Annotated in this window: 15 protein-coding genes and 1 pseudogene; 5 read left to right on the top strand and 11 right to left on the bottom strand. The window is 55.9% G+C overall.

Annotated features, from left to right (window positions below):
• Positions 1–45 precede the first annotated feature (45 nt).
• The 3 genes from ACIQT8_RS16780 to ACIQT8_RS16770 all read right to left on the bottom strand — a co-directional run bounded on the left by ACIQT8_RS16780 (position 46) and on the right by ACIQT8_RS16770 (position 3,165).
• Positions 46–1,068 (bottom strand): ABC transporter substrate-binding protein, encoded by a 1,023-nt coding sequence (locus ACIQT8_RS16780; protein ID WP_400967349.1) that lies wholly within the window; start codon positions 1,066–1,068, stop codon positions 46–48.
• Positions 1,065–2,120 (bottom strand): LacI family DNA-binding transcriptional regulator, encoded by a 1,056-nt coding sequence (locus ACIQT8_RS16775; RefSeq protein ID WP_400967347.1) that lies wholly within the window; start codon positions 2,118–2,120, stop codon positions 1,065–1,067. The genes ACIQT8_RS16780 and ACIQT8_RS16775 overlap by 4 nt, the downstream gene beginning before the upstream one ends.
• A 118-nt stretch (positions 2,121–2,238) precedes the next feature.
• A complete protein-coding gene (locus tag ACIQT8_RS16770; protein WP_400967344.1) occupies positions 2,239–3,165 on the bottom strand; it encodes a LysR family transcriptional regulator in 927 nt (308 codons plus the stop codon).
• Between the two features lie 97 nt (positions 3,166–3,262).
• Here ACIQT8_RS16770 and ACIQT8_RS16765 point away from each other — a divergent pair, with 97 nt between their 5' ends.
• Entirely contained in the window at positions 3,263–4,450 is a 1,188-nt protein-coding gene (locus ACIQT8_RS16765; protein ID WP_400967341.1) for an acyl-CoA dehydrogenase, read from the top strand.
• A gap of 66 nt (positions 4,451–4,516) precedes the next feature.
• On the opposite strand, the gene ACIQT8_RS16760 is transcribed toward ACIQT8_RS16765, so the two are convergent.
• Positions 4,517–6,448, bottom strand: a complete 1,932-nt coding sequence (locus tag ACIQT8_RS16760) for a methyl-accepting chemotaxis protein (protein WP_400967338.1) — start codon at positions 6,446–6,448, stop codon at positions 4,517–4,519.
• 440 nt (positions 6,449–6,888) lie between these two features.
• On the opposite strand from ACIQT8_RS16760, the gene ACIQT8_RS16755 reads away from it, so the two are divergent.
• Positions 6,889–8,325 (top strand): NAD-dependent succinate-semialdehyde dehydrogenase, encoded by a 1,437-nt coding sequence (locus ACIQT8_RS16755; RefSeq protein ID WP_400967335.1) that lies wholly within the window; start codon positions 6,889–6,891, stop codon positions 8,323–8,325.
• Positions 8,326–8,448: 123 nt separating this feature from the next.
• Positions 8,449–9,555, top strand: coding sequence for a DNA alkylation repair protein (locus ACIQT8_RS16750; RefSeq protein WP_400967332.1), 1,107 nt, complete (start codon positions 8,449–8,451; stop codon positions 9,553–9,555).
• Here ACIQT8_RS16750 and ACIQT8_RS16745 read toward each other — a convergent pair.
• The 5 genes from ACIQT8_RS16745 to ACIQT8_RS16725 all read right to left on the bottom strand — a co-directional run bounded on the left by ACIQT8_RS16745 (position 9,552) and on the right by ACIQT8_RS16725 (position 14,600).
• The gene (locus tag ACIQT8_RS16745) at positions 9,552–10,583 is read right to left on the bottom strand and encodes a sulfate/molybdate ABC transporter ATP-binding protein (RefSeq protein ID WP_400967329.1); all 1,032 of its coding nucleotides are present in this window, start codon (positions 10,581–10,583) and stop codon (positions 9,552–9,554) included. The two genes, ACIQT8_RS16750 and ACIQT8_RS16745, sit on opposite strands and share 4 nt — an antisense overlap.
• A 3-nt stretch (positions 10,584–10,586) precedes the next feature.
• Positions 10,587–11,471 carry a sulfate ABC transporter permease subunit CysW gene (gene cysW / locus ACIQT8_RS16740; RefSeq protein ID WP_400967326.1) on the bottom strand — a complete coding sequence of 295 codons (885 nt, stop codon included), beginning with the start codon at positions 11,469–11,471 and terminating at the stop codon, positions 10,587–10,589.
• A gap of 2 nt (positions 11,472–11,473) precedes the next feature.
• Entirely contained in the window at positions 11,474–12,313 is an 840-nt protein-coding gene (cysT, locus tag ACIQT8_RS16735; protein ID WP_400967323.1) for a sulfate ABC transporter permease subunit CysT, read from the bottom strand.
• Positions 12,314–12,371: 58 nt separating this feature from the next.
• Positions 12,372–13,358 carry a thiosulfate ABC transporter substrate-binding protein CysP gene (gene cysP, locus ACIQT8_RS16730; RefSeq protein ID WP_262528204.1) on the bottom strand — a complete coding sequence of 329 codons (987 nt, stop codon included), beginning with the start codon at positions 13,356–13,358 and terminating at the stop codon, positions 12,372–12,374.
• A gap of 171 nt (positions 13,359–13,529) precedes the next feature.
• Positions 13,530–14,600: an enoyl-CoA hydratase/isomerase family protein gene (locus ACIQT8_RS16725; protein WP_400967320.1), complete on the bottom strand. Its 1,071-nt coding sequence runs from the start codon at positions 14,598–14,600 to the stop codon at positions 13,530–13,532.
• A gap of 277 nt (positions 14,601–14,877) precedes the next feature.
• Here ACIQT8_RS16725 and ACIQT8_RS16720 point away from each other — a divergent pair, with 277 nt between their 5' ends.
• The gene (locus ACIQT8_RS16720; RefSeq protein WP_138793482.1) at positions 14,878–15,120 is read left to right on the top strand and encodes a DUF2934 domain-containing protein; all 243 of its coding nucleotides are present in this window, start codon (positions 14,878–14,880) and stop codon (positions 15,118–15,120) included.
• 71 nt (positions 15,121–15,191) lie between these two features.
• Here ACIQT8_RS16720 and ACIQT8_RS16715 read toward each other — a convergent pair whose 3' ends face one another.
• Complete coding sequence (locus ACIQT8_RS16715) at positions 15,192–15,971, bottom strand: SH3 domain-containing protein (RefSeq protein ID WP_400967316.1); 780 nt, start codon at positions 15,969–15,971, stop codon at positions 15,192–15,194.
• Positions 15,972–16,226: 255 nt separating this feature from the next.
• Between ACIQT8_RS16715 and ubiG the strand changes: the two genes are divergently transcribed.
• Positions 16,227–16,973 carry a bifunctional 2-polyprenyl-6-hydroxyphenol methylase/3-demethylubiquinol 3-O-methyltransferase UbiG gene (gene ubiG / locus ACIQT8_RS16710; protein ID WP_400967313.1) on the top strand — a complete coding sequence of 249 codons (747 nt, stop codon included), beginning with the start codon at positions 16,227–16,229 and terminating at the stop codon, positions 16,971–16,973.
• Between the two features lie 7 nt (positions 16,974–16,980).
• Here the strand turns inward: ubiG and ACIQT8_RS16705 are convergent.
• Positions 16,981–17,550 (bottom strand): annotated as a pseudogene (locus tag ACIQT8_RS16705) (DUF3291 domain-containing protein).
• Between the last annotated feature and the right edge of the window lie 5 nt (positions 17,551–17,555).

Genomic DNA, 17,555 nt, shown 5'->3' with positions numbered 1-17,555 from the left:
GTCGCAAACGCGAAGACCTGCCCGTTCCGTAACACGAGAACCGGCTTACTGACCGACCTTGGCGTTCCACTCCGACAGCCACTTGTCGCGGTTGTCGAGCGTTACGTCCGACGGGATGAGCTGCAGGCTCTTTGCCGTCTCGTCACCATAGGTAATGTTGTTCGCTATCTCGTCAGAAACCTTGACTTCCTTGTTGGTCGGGCTGTCGACGAGCTTTTCGGCAAGAGCCTTCTGAACATCGGTGGAAAGCCAGAAATCCATGAATTGCAGCGCGAGGTCTTCGTTCTTTGTACCCTTAGGCACGACGAGCACGTTCATCCCACCTGTCTGGCCTTCCTTGGGCGTAGCCCAGGCAAGCGGCAAATCAAGCTTGGTAAAGGGCGCCCAGGAGAAGCGACCGATCGGCGCTGCCCAGATCTCCTCCTGCTGCATAAGCTGCACGAGCTGCGAGGACTTGACGTAGAACGTAACGATATCGTCCTTCTTTTCGCCAACAGCTTCGATTGCACCGGAGAGATCGGGCGTATCCTTGCCGATCGCCTTGCCAAGCATATAAAGCGCCGGCGGTCCCTGGTTGGTGGTAACATTCGGGAATGCAACGTGATCGACGACGCCTTCCTTCAAGAGATCACCCCAGGATTCGATCTTCATCTTGTCCGTACGGTAGACGATCGAGGTCGCATAGAAGTTCACGCCGACGCTCATACCATCACCGTTCGGGTCCTTGGCGATGTCGTAGAGGTTCGCGATGCTCGGCACCTTCGTGGCGTCGATCTTCTGGATCAGGTCCTTGCGTGCCGCAGAAAGCGCATCTGCCATGGAGACGATAGCAAGATCGACAACCGGGTTCGCCTTGTTGGCCTCCATTTTGGCGAGACGCTCGACACTGTTACCGGTTTCGACCACGAGCTTGCAGCCGCACTTCGCTTCAAACGGCGTATAAACCAGCTCCTTGAACTCGTCCTGCGCGAATGCGTAGACCGAGATCGTCAGGGTCTTTTCCTGCGCCTGTGCAGCGCCCATCGTCAGCATAAGGGCAGTGCCCGATGCGAGAATGATCTTCTTCATGGTGTGAGTTCTCCTGCTGTCGTTTTTTTGGCTTCAGTGACGTTATGCGATGTTTTGCCGGTCGAGCCGCGTACCATCAGCTCCATCGGCACTTTGGAAATATCGGCAGCGACCGAAACGGTATCCCCCTCTTCACCGTCGATGACGCGCAGCAATGCATCTATGGCGAGATCAGCAATACGGACCATATTCATGCGCATCGTGGTGAGTGGCGGTGTCACCACCGCGGAAAAGATAAGATCGTCAAAACCGGTAACACTTGCCTGCTCCGGTACCTCGACGCCTTCGCGCTGCAATTCGGTCAGGGCACGCAGTGCATGCAGATCGGAAACGGCGGCAAAGGCTGTAAAACCATCCTGCACCTTGGCAGCAAGTCCGAGACGACACCCCGCGCCATCCTTTGCTTCGATCCTGTCAATCCAGAGCGTCTCGATGTCGCCGGCTCTTCCGAAGCCATCGCGAATGCCGCCAAGCCTGTCGTTCTGAACGTTGGAATCCCGGTTCTTGCCGATCAGTACGATCTTGCGGTGCCCGAGGCTGGCAAGATATCGTCCGAGCTGTTGGCCGCCATCCCAGTGATCAGCCGCAACCGTATTGCCAGGCGTCGACGGACTGTCGATCACTGCGACCGGACAGTCGACGCCAGCAATGCGGGTTCCTCGGCGCGGAACGATGACCATGCCATCCACACCGCGCTCGATCAGCCGGTTGATCGCATCTGTCTGCATGGAAATTTCGCCCCGCGAGTCGGCGATCAGCACGCCGTAGCCGGCGGCGACGGCGGCCTTTTCAATCGCTTGCGCAATCTGCGGGAAGAGTGGATTGGCGATATCTGGCAGGACGAGACCCAGTACACCGCTGCGACCGGTCCTGAGAGCCCTGCCCGCAAGGCTCGGAATGTAACCGAGATCACTGGCCGTCTTGCGGATTTTGTCGACCAGTTCAGCCGACACACGCCCCTTGCCGGACAACGCATTGGACACGGTTGCTACCGACACGCCGAGTGTCGCAGCAATTGCGCTCAGGTTGGTGGCAGGCCGTGGAGAAGCCATGACGATCCGGAATTTCGATGATTAAACGTTTAATCACGATAGTCCACCGGCGGTGCACTGTCGAGTCCGTGCGGGGCAAAAACCGGGGAACAAAGTCTAAATGCCGAAAACAGTGCGATTATTTGTGAAGCGAGGGATCGCTGGACACGCGATAAGCTTCCGCCTGACGCACCAGCCAGTCACGAAAAAGCACCACAGGCCCGTGATTGACGCGAGATAACGGTGCTACAGCGTAATAGGAACTTGGGCTTTTGGCAGGATGATCGAAGGCCTTCACCAATTGCCGCGACTTCAGTTCGTTTTCGATCAGAAACAGAGGCATGAGTGCGACGCCGAGCCCTGCGATACAGGCCTGAGCGACACTGGAAAATTGCTCGAAACGCATGCCCTGCGGCAAGGATATTGCCAATCCCAGACTCTGGAACCAGTGATCCCAGGCACCCGGACGCGACGCCATATGCAACAAGGGCAGACTTGCGACATCCCTCCCGGTCGCAACAGGATGAGAATTGAGAAACTCGGGACTGCAGACAGGCGCCACCATTTCCTGCATCAGAAAAGTACTTTCAGCTCCCGGCCAGTCCGCCTGACCTATGTGGATGGCCATGTCGATCTGCTCACGATCGAAATCAAACTGACCGATGCGAGTGGCAAAATTGATGGTGATTTCAGGATGACTGGCAACGAAATCAGGAATGCGGGGCAGCAGCCAGCGCGTGCCGAAGGTCGGCAACATCGCGAGATTGAGGGTATTGCCATGCGTTTTCGTCATGACCTGCAAAGAGGCAGAACGTATTTCACCAAGCGCGGCGGCGACGGATTTGGCATAAGTCTGACCCTCTGACGTCAATCGAACACCGCGTGCACCACGTTCGAAGAGACGAACGCCGAGCAGCTCTTCCAGCGACATAACCTGTCGGCTTATCGCGCCTTGCGTCAGTGCGAGCTCTTCGGCAGCAAGGGAAAAACTGCCAAGCCTTGCGACAGAATCGAATGCGGCGAGCGCGCTGGTTGACGGCAAAAGCTTGCGGCTGAGCGGGGTCATCAGTCATTACTACAGGTAATGCGAAAATGAGTAAACATGGCTTGTACACGACATACGAAGCACCAATAATCCGGCCAGAATTTGCGGAGGCATAAAAGTGAGCGAACGTGCAGCATTCAATTGGCAGGACCCATTCCTGCTGGAAGACCAACTGACGGACGACGAGAGGATGATCCGCGACACCGCGGCCGCCTTCGGAAAATCCGAGCTGCTTCCGCGCGTCCAGGACGCTTATCTTTCAGAAACATCAGAACCGGAACTGTTCCGCCTGATGGGTCGCACCGGTCTGCTTGGCGTGACATTACCGGAAGAATACGGTGCGGCCGATGCCAGCTACGTGGCTTACGGGCTTGTTGCCCGAGAGGTGGAGCGCATCGACAGCGGCTATCGCTCCATGATGAGCGTGCAATCCTCGCTCGTCATTCATCCAATCTTTGCTTACGGTTCGGACGAGCAGAAAAAGAAATTTCTGCCCGGCCTTGTTTCCGGCGAACTCATCGGATGTTTCGGTCTGACCGAACCCGATGCAGGCTCTGATCCCGGCGGCATGAAAACACGCGCTGAAAAAATTGCCGGCGGCTACCGCCTGCGCGGATCGAAAATGTGGATTTCCAACGCGCCGATTGCCGATGTTTTCGTGGTCTGGGCAAAATCGGAAGCCCATAACAACGAAATTCGTGGCTTTGTACTCGAAAAAGGCATGAAGGGTCTTTCTGCTCCAAAGATCGGCGGCAAGCTTTCGTTACGCGCTTCTATCACCGGTGAAATTGTCATGGATGGCGTCGAAGTCGGTGAAGACGCGCTCCTGCCCAATGTTTCGGGCCTGAAGGGACCGTTTGGCTGCCTCAACCGCGCCCGCTATGGCATTTCCTGGGGCGTGATGGGGGCCGCCGAAGATTGCTGGTTCCGTGCCCTGCAATACGGTCTTGACCGCAAGCAGTTTGGCAAGCCGCTGGCGGGCATGCAGCTTTATCAGAAGAAGCTAGCTGACATGCAGACCGAAATCGCGCTTGGCCTTCAGGCATCTTTGCGGGTGGGCCGTTTGATGGACGATCATCGCATGGCGCCCGAAATGATTTCGATCGTCAAACGCAACAATTGCGGCAAGGCGCTGGATATCGCCCGCCAGGCGCGAGACATGCATGGTGGCAACGGAATCCAGATCGAGTATCACGTCATGCGTCACGCCCAAAACCTTGAGACGGTCAATACCTACGAGGGTACGCATGATGTCCACGCCTTGATCCTTGGCCGGGCACAGACCGGCATTCAGGCGTTTTTCTGATACCACGTAAAAGTCCGGACGCGACGCGCGCCCGGACCAAATTCATGGCTTCACCTAAAAAGAACGTCAGAATTCTTGCCATTCATCCTTGCTTGTGTCGAGCGCGGCATTCCCGGAGAAAGCGGCTGAGATCTTGCGGCCAAGTGCGCGCGCCGGTGATACGACGGGCCGGTCGTTCGGAAGAGCAAGGATCACAGGCGATTGCGTTTCAGTTCCCAGCCTGAATTGACCGAGCAAGTGGTTTAACGATGAAGCTTCTCGCACAAGGCCATGGCTCGCGGCGGTGGACTCCTCGACCATAGCCGCATTTTTCTGCGTGTCCTGATCCATTTGGTTGACGGCAGCATTGATCTGCTGGAGCCCGGACGACTGCTCTTGTGCAGATTCAACGATCGCTGCCACATGCCGGTTGATCTCCTGCACCTCGGCAACGATCTTTTCCAGAGCCTTGCCGGTATCGCCGACCAGTCCCACGCCTTGCTGAACCTGCTCGTTTGATGTGGTTATCAACGTCTTGATTTCCCTTGCCGCATTTGCAGAGCGCTGCGCCAGTTCACGCACCTCCTGTGCGACGACAGCAAAGCCTTTGCCCGCTTCGCCGGCACGCGCTGCCTCGACACCCGCATTCAACGCCAGCAAATTGGTCTGGAAGGCGATATCATCGATGACGCCAATGATACTGCTAATCTCACTCGAGGACTTCTCGATCTTCTCCATGGCAAGAACCGCGCGGCGAACGACGTTGCCCGAATTCTCGGCTTCATGGCGTGTTTTCGCGACCAGAGAACCGGCTTCCTGCGCACGCCGGGAAGCGTCTCTCACCGTGGTGGTAATCTGCTCAAGTGCCGCAGCAGTTTCCTCCACAGCGGCGGCTTGCTGCTCAGTGCGCTTGGCAAGATCATCTGCCGCGGACTTGATCTCGTTGGCTCCGGCATCGATACCCCGCGCGTTTTTCGACACTTGCACCATGGCCGTTTGCAACTTTTCGGCAGACTGGTTGAAATCGGCACGTACCGCGTCGAGGCTCTGTGTGAACGGCTGTGTGATGCGGTGGGCAAGGTCGCCATTGGATAGCTTCGAGAGGCCGGACGCGAGACTGTCGACGGCAAACTGCACAGCTGCTGCGTCCTCGGCCTTTTGCCTTTCGCGTTCCATTCGTTCTTTTTCCGACAGGCTACGGCTGGCCTCGGTCTCCTGCTCAAGACGCATCCGCTCGATGGCATTTTCGCGAAACACCTGAACGGCCTTCGCCATTTCGCCGACTTCATCCTTTCGGCCCATGCCGTCGATTTCGGACGCGGCATCACCGGCGGCAAGCGACAGCATACGTTCACGAAGACGCATGATCGGTGTTGTTATTCCATGAGATGTGACGAAAAGCGCCGCAGCGATAACAGCTAAAAAAGCGACGCCGACGATGATCAGCGTTGTCGCGATCAGCGTGCCATTATTGGTCGTCAGCAGATTGCTCTGCTTCTCGACGTCAGCCATTCTCTCCAGCAGGAATCCGACGAGATCGTCACTCAAGGGCATAATGAGTGCGTCGGCCCGTTGCAGCGTTATTTTGGCCTGCGCAGCTTCGCCACGCGATGCAAGTTCGACTGCCTCATCCGTCAGGGAAACCACGACACGCGTGCGAGCCAGGAAATCCTCAAGCTTTGCTGCATACTGAGGAAAGAGATCGGCCGCAGCAGAAATCTGGTTCAGGACAAACGCTTTGGTGGGCGCATAGTCTTTGAAAATCACCTGGTAACGTTCGTGTTGCTGATCATAGGTCGATATCTGATAGGCGGTGTAGGCTAGACCGGCCAGATTGCGGTTGGCACGCGCCAGTTCCACTGTCGCCCTGTTATCCTTGCTGATGAAGTCGAAATAGACCTCGTCAGACGCATTGAACTGCGTGGAAATATGGGCAACGGCGCCAAGACCAGCGACGCACATCAACAAAATGATCCCAACTATCTTCGTCCGGATTCCGGTCTTTTCCAAAAGTGTCATTATCAATTCCAAACCAGCCAGACGCACTTCCCGTGCCGAAGTTCGCCTGTGTCAAATGGACAGAGCACGTTGTGACCCAATCATTGGGACGCGGGACATCGTCTTCGGGCCAAGCCGGTCGAATACCGCTCCAAACCGGAGCGATTAGTCATAAAAGCATGCAACCACCGCGCTCCCCGTATGATTTCGAAGCATAAACAATCTCTTACAAATTAGTTGGATTACTGATTATTTTTCAATTTTTGGTGGATCTTTTCTCGAAGGCAGGTGAATGCGTTCCGACACACTCTGCGACCACCGCGGCACTCGCAGCGCCCGATATTAGTTTTCGTCAAACCGTTGATTGTCGGCACCATCTATCCTACGTCAAGGACGCTATCATTCGAGAGCCGGCCTCCTCCCCGGCCCTGTCTACACCTCCCAAAACGAAAGTGGACATCATGCACAGCTATCCCGACATCAAACTCCTTATTGATGGCGAATGGAAAGACGCCGTTTCCGGCAAGACGATTGCTGTTTCCGATCCCGCAACCGACGAGATCATTGGTGCAATCGCGCATGCCGAAAAAGCAGACCTCGACCTCGCCCTCGCCGCAGCCGACAAGGGTTTTAAAATCTGGCGAGACACTTCTCCGTTCGAGCGTTCCAAAATCATGCGCAGGGCTGCCGATCTGCTGCGTGAGCGTAAGGACAAGATTGCCTATGTAATGACCCGCGAGCAGGGGAAACCATTGGCACAATCCGCGGGAGAAATTCTCGGCGCGGCCGACACGATCGACTGGTTCGCTGAAGAAGCCCGCCGTACCTATGGTCAGGTCATTCCGGCACGTGCGACCGGTGTATCGCAACTCGCCATCAAGGTCCCGGTTGGCCCCGTCGCGGCCTTTACGCCATGGAACTTCCCGATCAACCAGATCGTTCGCAAGCTATCTGCCGCGCTTGCAACAGGCTGTTCAATTATCGTCAAGGCACCGGAAGAGACACCCGCCTCTCCTGCAGAACTGATCCGCGCCTTCGTTGATGCAGGTGTACCTGCCGGCGTTATCGGGCTCGTCTATGGTGTTCCGTCCGAAATCTCCGAATACCTCATCCCGCACCCGGTCATCCGCAAGATCTCGTTTACCGGCTCGACTCCGATCGGCAAGCATCTTGCTGCACTTGCCGGCAAGCACATGAAACGCGCCACGATGGAACTTGGTGGCCACGCACCCGTGATGATCTTCGATGATGCCGATATCGAAAAGGCCATCGAAGTGACTTCGCTGGCGAAGTTCCGCAATGCCGGCCAAGTCTGTGTCGCGCCCACCCGCTTCCTCGTGCAGGAGGGTGTTGCCGACCGCTTTGTCGAAGGTTTCGTAGAAGCAACCAAGGCCATCAAGGTTGGCAACGGGCTTGAAGACGGCGTTGTCATGGGTCCGCTCGCCAACGAGCGTCGCATTCCGGCACTCGAAGAGCTGATCAACGATGCCGTTTCGTGCGGTGGCGAGTTGAGGACGGGTGGCCGCCGCATAGGCAACAAGGGTAATTTCTTTGAGCCAACGGTCCTCTCCAACGTACCGACGACCGCCAAGATCATGAACGACGAGCCCTTCGGGCCGGTTGCCATCATCAACCGCTTCTCAAAGCTTGACGATGCGGTCTCCGAGGCCAATCGCCTGCCCTTCGGCCTTGCTTCCTATGCCTTCACCGGCTCGGTAAAAACGGCACATGCCCTGAGCCATCAAGTCGAAGCAGGGATGCTCACGATCAACCACAATGGCCTGGCTCTGCCGGAAGTACCATTTGGTGGCATTAAAGATTCCGGTTACGGCACCGAGGGCGGATCTGAAGCTGTCCAGGCATATCTTGAAACCCGCTTTGTCAGCCAGATGAGCTGATCAGCCACGCTGTAATTCAAGACCCGGCAAGCTTTTGCCGGGTCTTTTTTCGTTCAAACCTTCAGCTTGCCTAACATCGCCTAATCAAATAAAAGAACAAACAAGGAACGCAATGAGTCGATAATGAGCGAGACAACCGAAACGGCAGCACCAGCGCTGAAGGAAATATTCAATCGCGAGCGCCTCCAGCATATCGCAGTCCAGACGAAAGCTGTTCACGCCCCTTTCGATGTCTCTGCATTCATGACGCTAGCGACCAACGATCTCGACAGCCTCGGGATCATGCAGCGCATGCGGCAGGTCGCGATCAGCCTTCACGCCACGCTTCCCGGCGACTACGCACGCAACATTGAAATCCTTACGGACCTCGCGCCACGCATCGGACATGGTTTTGCGTCCATTTCATTGTCGGAATACGTGGCGCTCTACGGGCGCGCCCATTTCGAGCTATCGATGCAGGCGCTGCATTATTTCACCCGTTTTGGCTCATCTGAATTTGCGATCCGGCATTTTCTGAAGGAGGACATGTCGGGGACACTCGCTTTCATGGAAACCTGGTCTCGTGATGAAAATGAACACGTCCGCAGGTTGGCGAGCGAGGGTTGTCGTCCGCGGCTCCCCTGGTCGTTCCAGCTCAAAGCCCTTGTGGAAGATCCTTCGCCGGTCACTGCTATCCTCAGCAATCTGAAAAGTGATGGCGCGCTCTATGTCAGAAAATCGGTTGCCAACCACCTGAACGATATCACGAAGGACAATCCTGGCTTCGTATTCAAATTGTTGCAAGATTGGCCGAGAGATCACAAACATACCAACTGGATCACGCGGCAGGCGCTACGTACACTGATCAAAAAGGGCGACGTCACCGCTCTTGCCTATCTCGGCGCGGATGAGGCAGCCGAGATGGCAGTACAAGAGTTTGCGGTATCGCCGCAAACAATCACTCTTGGAAACACCGTAGATATTACGGCGTCATTCGTTTCCTTGGCGAAATGCCAGCAAAAACTGGTGGTCGACTACGCCGTCCACTACGTCAAGAAAAACGGTGAAACGTCTGCAAAGGTTTTCAAGTGGAAAGAGATGAACGTGCAGTCGGAAGAGCGTATCTCGCTCACGATAAAACGTGCGATACGTGATTTTACCACCCGTAAGCACTATCCCGGACGTCACAGGATTGATCTCATCGTCAACGGACAAACCGTAGCGGAAACGTTCTTCGATCTGGAAAGCTAGTCCTGCTTTGACGGGAAAATCTTGGCACGACGGATGATGATCGAACCGCGTTCCCCTGCCTCCACATTACTTTCCGGCGGCACATCGAATTCCAGTTGATCCCCGTTGTCCGTATTGGCAATCACACGGCGCTCGCCCGCTCTATCAAGAACACGGGTGACACGCGCTGGAATGCCATCATGCAGATCGTCCCATTCAAGATCACCTGGACGGGCATAAATCTCGACCGCCCCATCCGCCTGACCGTAAGCAAACGGTAGTTCGCTTTTACCGACGTAAATCTTGCCACTGCGAGCTTCGCCGGAGACTTTGTTGGCATCACCCAGAAACTTCATCACAAAAGCACTGTTTGGCTGGCGGCAGACGTCTTTTGGCGTACCTTGCTGGACTATTTCACCTTGATTGAGAATGACAACGCGATCGGCGAGATCGAGCGCCTCTTCCTGGTCATGGGTAACGAAAATCGTCGTGATACCGAGCGCATCGTGAATTTCTCGCAGCCAGCGCCGCAGATCCCGACGCACGTTGGCATCGAGAGCACCAAAAGGCTCATCCAGAAGCAGGACCTTCGGATCGACGGAAAGCGCACGGGCCAAAGCAACGCGTTGCCGCTGGCCACCGGAAATCTGTGCGGGGAACCGATCCCCTAGACCATCAAGCTTCACCAGACGTAAAAGCTCTTCAACGCGGGCCGCGATTGCCGCCTTGTCGCGCTTCACCTTTGACACCTTCATGCCGAAGGCTATGTTTTCGTTCAATGTCATGTGTGGAAACAGCGCATAGTGCTGAAAGACGAAACCAACACCGCGATCACGCACCGGGATATCGGTTGCGTCCTGATCCCCGAAGAAAATCCGCCCACCATCAGTAAATTCAAGGCCCGCGACCATACGCAAGATGGTCGTCTTACCCGACCCGGAAGGACCAAGCAACGCCAGGAGCTCACCGCTTTCGATGTCGAGCGAAACGTCACGCACGGCGCGAAATGTATCGAAGGTCTTCACCACGTTTTCGAGGCGAATTTTCATGGATCAGGTCTCCGTAACAGTGGCTGTGCCATTCGTCTTCTTGCGTCCGCGCCCAGCACCGCGTCGCTCCAACGCCACTTTGGCAATGATCGTGACGACTGCAAGAAGTGCTAGAATGGAAGCCGAAGCGAAAGCACCAGCTGTCTGGTAGTCGTGGTAAAGCAGTTCAATATGCAGCGGCAACGTGTTCGTCTGGCCGCGAATATTGCCGGAGACGACAGAAACAGCACCGAATTCACCCATCACACGGGCATTACAAAGCACCACGCCATAAAGCAGGGCCCATTTGATATTGGGGAGTGTGACCGAAAAGAACGTTCGCCAGCCTGATGCACCAAGCGACGTTGCCGCCTCCTCAAGATCGCGTCCCTGTGCCTGCATCAAAGGGATTAGTTCACGCGCTACAAATGGTGCTGTGACGAACATCGAGGCAATCACGATGCCGGGCAATGCAAACAGGATTTTGACGTCATGCGCATCAAGATAGGGACCAAACAGTCCCTGAAGACCGTAGACGAAAAGATAGGCGACACCGGCCACGATCGGCGAAATCGAAAAGGGAATTTCGATGACCACAAGCAGGAAGCGTTTACCGGGAAAATCGAACTTGGTAATCGACCAGGCCGCGGCAACCCCAAAAAGCGTGTTGATCGGAACAGCAAGGAGCGCCGTTACCACCGTCAACATGATAGCGTGGCGGGTATCGGGATGGGCGATCGTCGCGGAATAGGCTTTCCAACCTTGTGAAAACGCTTCAACACCGATGATGATAAGCGGGGCGACAACGAGTAATGCCCCAACGACCAGCACAAAACCGATCAGACTGCGGCGAACAAGCGCGCTATCGCCGACACGCGGCGGCCTGGGATGGCTCGAGTGTGCGCCCATGATCAGCCCCTTACCGTGTAGCGCAACGCCCGCGCCTGTAGAAAGTTGGTCACAGCCAACATGAGGAATGCTGTGATCAGCAACACGGACGCCACGGCTGCGGCAGCCTGATAATCATACTCTTCCAACCTGATGAAGATCAGCAATGCGGTGATTTCCGTCGACATAGGCTGGTTGCCTGCAATGAAAATGATTGCGCCGAATTCGCCAAGGGAGCGTGCGAACGACAATGATAGTCCCGCCAGCAAAGCTGGCGTCAACAGCGGCAAGATCACCTTGCGGAAGATTTCGAAGTCGGAACCGCCAAGTGACTGGGCCGCTTCTTCAAGCGCGGGATCGAGATCCTCGAGCACAGGCTGTACGGTGCGAACGATGAAAGGCAAGCTGGTGAAGGCCATCGCGACCATAATGCCAAGCGGTGTATAGGCGACCTTGATGCCGAAATGTGCAAGTATGGAGCCGAACCAACCGTTCGTAGCGAACAGTGCGGTCAACGCGATACCAGCTACAGCAGTTGGCAGGGCAAAGGGCAAGTCGACGATTGCATCGACAATACGCCAGCCGGGGAAGCGGTAGCGGGTCAGAACCCACGCAAGTGCCAATCCGAAAATGACGTTGAACAGTGTCGCGGCGAGCGCGCAAAGAACAGTGACACGATAGCTTGCGACAGCACGGGGCGATGAAATGATGGACCAGTACTCGGTGGGGCCGAGGCTTGCCGCCTTGAACACCAATGCGGCCAAAGGCAAAAAGACGATGATCGCGACATAAGTCAGGGTGATGCCAAGGGACAGTTTCAGTCCCGGCAGAACATTGCGCTTCAACCCTTGCCCCCCACTCATGAAAAAGCGACCCGGCGGTTTCCCGTCGGGCCTAGTGTTCCGTTCATTGAATTATCGATTAACGGCTGCCGTACAGCGTATCAAGCGTGGCGCCAGAGGCAAAATGCTCTTTCTGGATCTTTTCCCAGCCACCGAACACATCGTTGACATTGACGAGACGGATCGCCGGAAACTGATCCTTGAATTCACCGACGACCTTCTCATCATGAACACGGTGACCGAACTCGGCTGCGACCCGCTGACCTTCCTCCGTGTAGAGGAAATCCAGATAGCTCTTGGCCAGTTCGCGCGAGCCGCGCTTGTCGACCACCTTGTCAACCACAGCCACCGGGAATTCAGCCAAAAGGCTGACGGAGGGTACCACGCCTTCGACCTTTTCCTTGCCGTACTGCTTGGCGATGCCGCGGGTTTCCGCTTCAAAAGTAATCAGGACGTCACCGATTTCACGCTCCACGAATGTTGTGGTCGCTGCGCGACCGCCAGTGTCGAACACTGGAACGTTGTCGAAGATCTTCTTGACGAACTCCTCGACCTTCTTCTCGTCACCGTTGAACTTCTCCTTCGCGAACGCAGTCGCGGCCAGATAGGTGTAACGCGCATTGCCGGATGTCTTGGGGTTTGGGAAAACAATCTTCACGTCATCGCGGACGAGATCGTCCCAATCCTTGATGTTCTTTGGATTTCCGGCACGGACGAGGAAGGAGGGGAAGGAATAAAAAGGAGACGCGTCGTTCGGAAAATCTTTCTGCCAGTCAGCCGAGACAAAACCCTGCTTAACCAGGAAATCAATGTCGGTGACCTGATTGAACGTCACAACATCGGCTGCCAATCCCTCAACGATGGCGCGCGCCTGCTTGGATGTTCCTGCATGCGACTGGTCAATTGTGACACCAGGATGCAGCTTGATGAAAGCCTCGTTTTCAGCGGCAAAAATCTCGCGCGCAATGTCGTAGGACGCGTTGAGAATGGTTGTCGGCGACTGTGCCTGCGCAACACCCGAGATAAGCGCGGCGATAGCAGTGCCGATGATAAGAAGACGTTTCATGAATACCCCCGAAAGTCGAATGGTCGACAAAATACCGGGTGACGGACAGCGCCGCGAGAAACAGTCGTTCTTTCCGTTGCAAACAACGAGAAATTCCATCCTGAAACACCAGCCTGTCGAAACGTTATTTCCTTCTGAAAGTTTAAACGGAATTTCTTTTGCGGCGCAGCATCAAAGACGGTGGTCAGGAAAAAGCCGTACATCCTGCTTGTCCAGGTACGCGCGAATGTGGTCTTCCGTTACGTCTGCAAGCGTCGCTGGCGACCAGTGCGGATTGCGGTCCTTATCCACAATTGCCGCGCGAACCCCCTCGTAAAAATCATGCTGACGCAAAACCTCAGCACCGGCCGAAAATTCACGCTCAAGGCATTCCATCAGGCTGGAGCTCTCACGCCCCATTCGCAACAGTCGCAATGTCAGCTTGAGGCTCGTCGGTGACCGCTTCTGTAATGCCTCGAGTGTTTCGTGCGAAAAGGTGTCGTCGTTCTTTCTCAGCGCCTCGATAATCTCCTCGACAGTATTGTAACGGAATGCCGCGTCGAATTTGCCGCTATTGGCTTCAAGGACACTCTCGCCAGCGTCTCCGGCATATTTCAGGATTACGTCCTCAACATCGTCCTGATGGGCAACCCCGGTCAATTCCTGAACCAGATCCGGCAATTGACTGGAAAGGACGAACCAATCTGCCAGCCCGGCGTAGATCGCGTCAGCAGCCAGCACCGTGTTACCCGTCAAACCGAGCCAGGTACCGCATTCGCCCGGCGCTTTCGGCAATAGCCAGGTCGCTCCGACATCGGGAAAATAGCCGATCCCTGTTTCCGGCATCGCCAGCCGTGTTCGTTCAGTGACGATCCGATGACTGCCATGTGCTGAAATTCCGACCCCACCCCCCATCACAATACCATCCATCAACGCCACGTAAGGCTTCGAGAAGTGTGCAATGCGATAGTTCAGCGGGAACTCCTCGCGCCAGAATCGCAACAGATCGGGATCGTTGGCCTTTCCCAGATCATGGATAATTCGGACATCACCGCCCGCACAAAGTCCGCGCTCTCCCTCTCCTGCGACAATGACGCAGACCGTTTCCTGCGCCCGCTCAAACCTTGAAAGGGCCTGAGAAAAATCGAGAACCATGGGAAGCGTCAGGCTGTTAATCGCTCTGGGACGATTGAGGCGGATAAGGCCAGCTTTGCCTCTTGTTTCGACGAGGATATTTTCCGCTGCCTGTATTGCAGAATTCATCGGTGCCTCCCTGCCAGTTTGTTGTTTGCATCTTGGCGGCGCGGGAACGATCACGCAACGTTGATCTTCCGACATGGCATGGGTTCCCGCATTTTCCTCGCATCTGTCAAAAAACGCTCGAAAACCTATTTCGCAACGCAGCATGTTTGCTTGACGCGTTGGAAATCATGGCATGTAATGGATTTCGGAAATGCCGGCATTGAGTCCAGTCGAGCGTATGCCGGACCAAGCGAGTGCCGCCTTGTCAAGGCGCTGTTAACAGCAACGGGAGACGAGCATGCAGGTTTCGGAACACGAATGGATCAGCAAACGCGCCTACACCCTGTGGGAAAAAGAAGGTCAGCCGCATGGCCGTGACGCGGAACATTGGGAGCAAGCCAAAAGCGAATACGCGCTCCTGAAGACGTCCGAGGCGACAAAACCCGCTGCCCGCAAAAAAGCAGCTCCCAAGGTAGAGGTGGCTGCAACAGCAGCTGCGAAATCCAAAACACGTGCCAAAAAAGCGATTGCGGCAGAATAAGCTGTCTACCGACCTCCGTCGCAATTCATGAAAAAAGCCCGACGGGATAAGCGTCGGGCCTTGTCTATCGATCAGTTGCAGTTTTGACCGTCGGGGCAAAGCCGCGGCCTTGGTGGTTTGTCTCTGTTGAGATCCCACTCCATGGTGCTGCGGTTGCGTTGCTGTTGTTCAGCCTGGCCACGATCATCGTTACGCTGTTCATCGCGACGTTGCTCGCTGCGACGCCATTCGTCGCGCTGGTCATCGTCACGCCGGTCATTTTCACGACGTGGACGCTGATCCTGGTTCCAGTCACCGTAGCGTTGCTCCCAGCGACCATCGTTTGGGCCACCACCCTGACGGGGATCACGCCACTCGTCACGGCGACCATCGCGCCATTCATCACGCGGACGTGGGCGATCCCAGTCTCCGCGCGGTGGCGGCGCATTCCAGTAGCCGCCGGAGGGCGGTGGACGACGCCAGCGGTCGCGCTCGCGGTAGAAGTCCCGGTCGCGATAATAACGGTCCCAGTAACGTCCGACTTCAAATGTTACGATCGGAACGCCAAGGTCGCGATAATAACGCGGCTCAACATACACCCGGTTCTGTCGGTAGGTCGTCTCGATGTACCGACCCGCAACCCAGCCGCGACCGCGTGCGAACGAAACGTCACACCAAGGGGCATCGGAAAGGCAGCCATTGACCACGAGCGGTGCGCCGACCGGAATGACGACAACAGCCGGATAGGCCGTGCTCGGACCCGAGCGCATATTCACATTGGCCGTCGCGAAGCCGCGCGTCGCAGCCTCGGCGAGCGCCGGAGCAGCAAGCATCGCCAGCATCGCGATTGCGCCCATAAGTTTTTTCTTCACGTTCTTCTCCTCCGGCAAGGCCACGCCTTGCCATCTTCAGCCTCACCGTGCCCGGTGGACAGCGGCCGTATTCAGATACTGTCGAAAGCGAAAATACCCGGTCGACCATGAACACAGCATGAAACAAAATGCCGACCCGTTCAGTTCCCTGCGACGACATACCGCCCAGTTTTTTTACTGCTCGTCGGAGGGACCGGCCTTGACTTCAAAGGGCATTCATCCGACTTCAGTCAGACAAAAGATGGAGCATGCCCCATGAGCGAACCCGTACAAACAACCGTCGACCAGAGCGAAGTAGACCGCTTTTCGGCAATGGCGGCCGAATGGTGGAGCCCGACAGGCAAGTTTCGACCATTGCACAAGTTTAACCCTGTGCGGCTTGAATATATCCGCAACAGCATCTGCGAGAATTTTGGCCGAGATCCCAAGGCCCATCGGCCGCTGGAAAGCCTGCGTATATTGGACATTGGTTGCGGCGGCGGACTTCTTTCCGAGCCGGTAGCACGTATGGGTGCAGACGTGGTTGGCGCAGACCCTTCCGAAAAGAACATTGGGATTGCTTCCACACACGCGCAGGAAAGTGGCGTTGCTGTTGATTATCGTGCGGTGACTGCCGAGCAACTGCAGGAGGCAGGTGAAACCTTCGATGTGGTCCTGAACATGGAAGTCGTCGAGCACGTGGCCAACGTCGACCTCTTCGTAACGACCTGCGCCAAGATGGTGCGTCCCGGTGGATTGATGTTCGCAGCGACCATCAACCGCACCCTGAAAGCGCGCGCGCTTGCCATTTTTGCGGCCGAGAATGTGTTGCGATGGTTGCCACGCGGAACCCATCAATATGAAAAGCTGGTGCGCCCTGAGGAACTGGAAAGGCCAATGGTCGCGAGCGGCATGGACATCATCCATCGCACAGGCGTGTTCTACAACGTTCTCCAAGACAAGTGGAACCTGTCGCCTGATATGGACGTGAACTACATGATGCTGGCGAAGCGGCCTGGCTGAGATCGCGTCAGATCGGGATCGTTTTGATGACCGACAACAGATCCTTTTGACCAAGTGCGTTTCTGGCAGAGATTGCTTTCACTTTTGCTCGGTCGATTTCAAAGGCCGACCCATCGGGGGCAAATGGCTGTTTGAAGGTGAAAGCATGAGGTGACGAGCCTTGGTCATGCAGATACTCAAACCGCCGTACTGCCTCTTCCCAGATCGGATGGTGTCCTTCGTCGACCCACCACAGGACCAACGGCGGCCATCGCTGCGGCACATTCCAGTTGCGACCATGCTTCAGCGCTTCCGCGTGAACGCCCGAATAGGAATAGGCCATCAACGATTCCGGATCGCGCCATATCGAAAGAGACGACACCCCGCTGACGGCCCCGTTTTCTTGAAGGAAGCGCGGAAAAATCTACCTGCCCCAGCTTTCAGGACCAGGCTCACCGTTATAACCAGATCTGGACACAAAGCCTTCGGCGCGCTCAGCAGCCTCGAAATTCAGCGGCTCTCGGCGGGCAAAACCGGCAACCGCGGGATCATCGTATGGTGCAACCTGGATCCCGAAATTATAGATTGCCAGCAGCAACCCTG

The organism is Agrobacterium sp. NPDC090273 (assembly GCF_044772305.1).
Lineage (GTDB): Bacteria > Pseudomonadota > Alphaproteobacteria > Rhizobiales > Rhizobiaceae > Agrobacterium.
The sequence above is the reverse complement of the archived record's forward strand: the minus strand, read 5'-3'. Positions and strand labels throughout refer to the sequence as shown.

Coding starts and splice junctions, on each gene's coding strand:
- ACIQT8_RS16780 (WP_400967349.1), bottom strand. CDS start 1,068: ATGAAGAAGATCATTCTCGCATCGGGCACTGCCCTTATGCTGACGATG.
- ACIQT8_RS16775 (WP_400967347.1), bottom strand. CDS start 2,120: ATGGCTTCTCCACGGCCTGCCACCAACCTGAGCGCAATTGCTGCGACA.
- ACIQT8_RS16770 (WP_400967344.1), bottom strand. CDS start 3,165: ATGACCCCGCTCAGCCGCAAGCTTTTGCCGTCAACCAGCGCGCTCGCC.
- ACIQT8_RS16760 (WP_400967338.1), bottom strand. CDS start 6,448: ATGACACTTTTGGAAAAGACCGGAATCCGGACGAAGATAGTTGGGATC.
- ACIQT8_RS16755 (WP_400967335.1), top strand. CDS start 6,889: ATGCACAGCTATCCCGACATCAAACTCCTTATTGATGGCGAATGGAAA.
- ACIQT8_RS16750 (WP_400967332.1), top strand. CDS start 8,449: ATGAGCGAGACAACCGAAACGGCAGCACCAGCGCTGAAGGAAATATTC.
- ACIQT8_RS16745 (WP_400967329.1), bottom strand. CDS start 10,583: ATGAAAATTCGCCTCGAAAACGTGGTGAAGACCTTCGATACATTTCGC.
- cysW (WP_400967326.1), bottom strand. CDS start 11,471: ATGGGCGCACACTCGAGCCATCCCAGGCCGCCGCGTGTCGGCGATAGC.
- cysT (WP_400967323.1), bottom strand. CDS start 12,313: ATGAGTGGGGGGCAAGGGTTGAAGCGCAATGTTCTGCCGGGACTGAAA.
- cysP (WP_262528204.1), bottom strand. CDS start 13,358: ATGAAACGTCTTCTTATCATCGGCACTGCTATCGCCGCGCTTATCTCG.
- ACIQT8_RS16725 (WP_400967320.1), bottom strand. CDS start 14,600: ATGAATTCTGCAATACAGGCAGCGGAAAATATCCTCGTCGAAACAAGA.
- ACIQT8_RS16720 (WP_138793482.1), top strand. CDS start 14,878: ATGCAGGTTTCGGAACACGAATGGATCAGCAAACGCGCCTACACCCTG.
- ubiG (WP_400967313.1), top strand. CDS start 16,227: ATGAGCGAACCCGTACAAACAACCGTCGACCAGAGCGAAGTAGACCGC.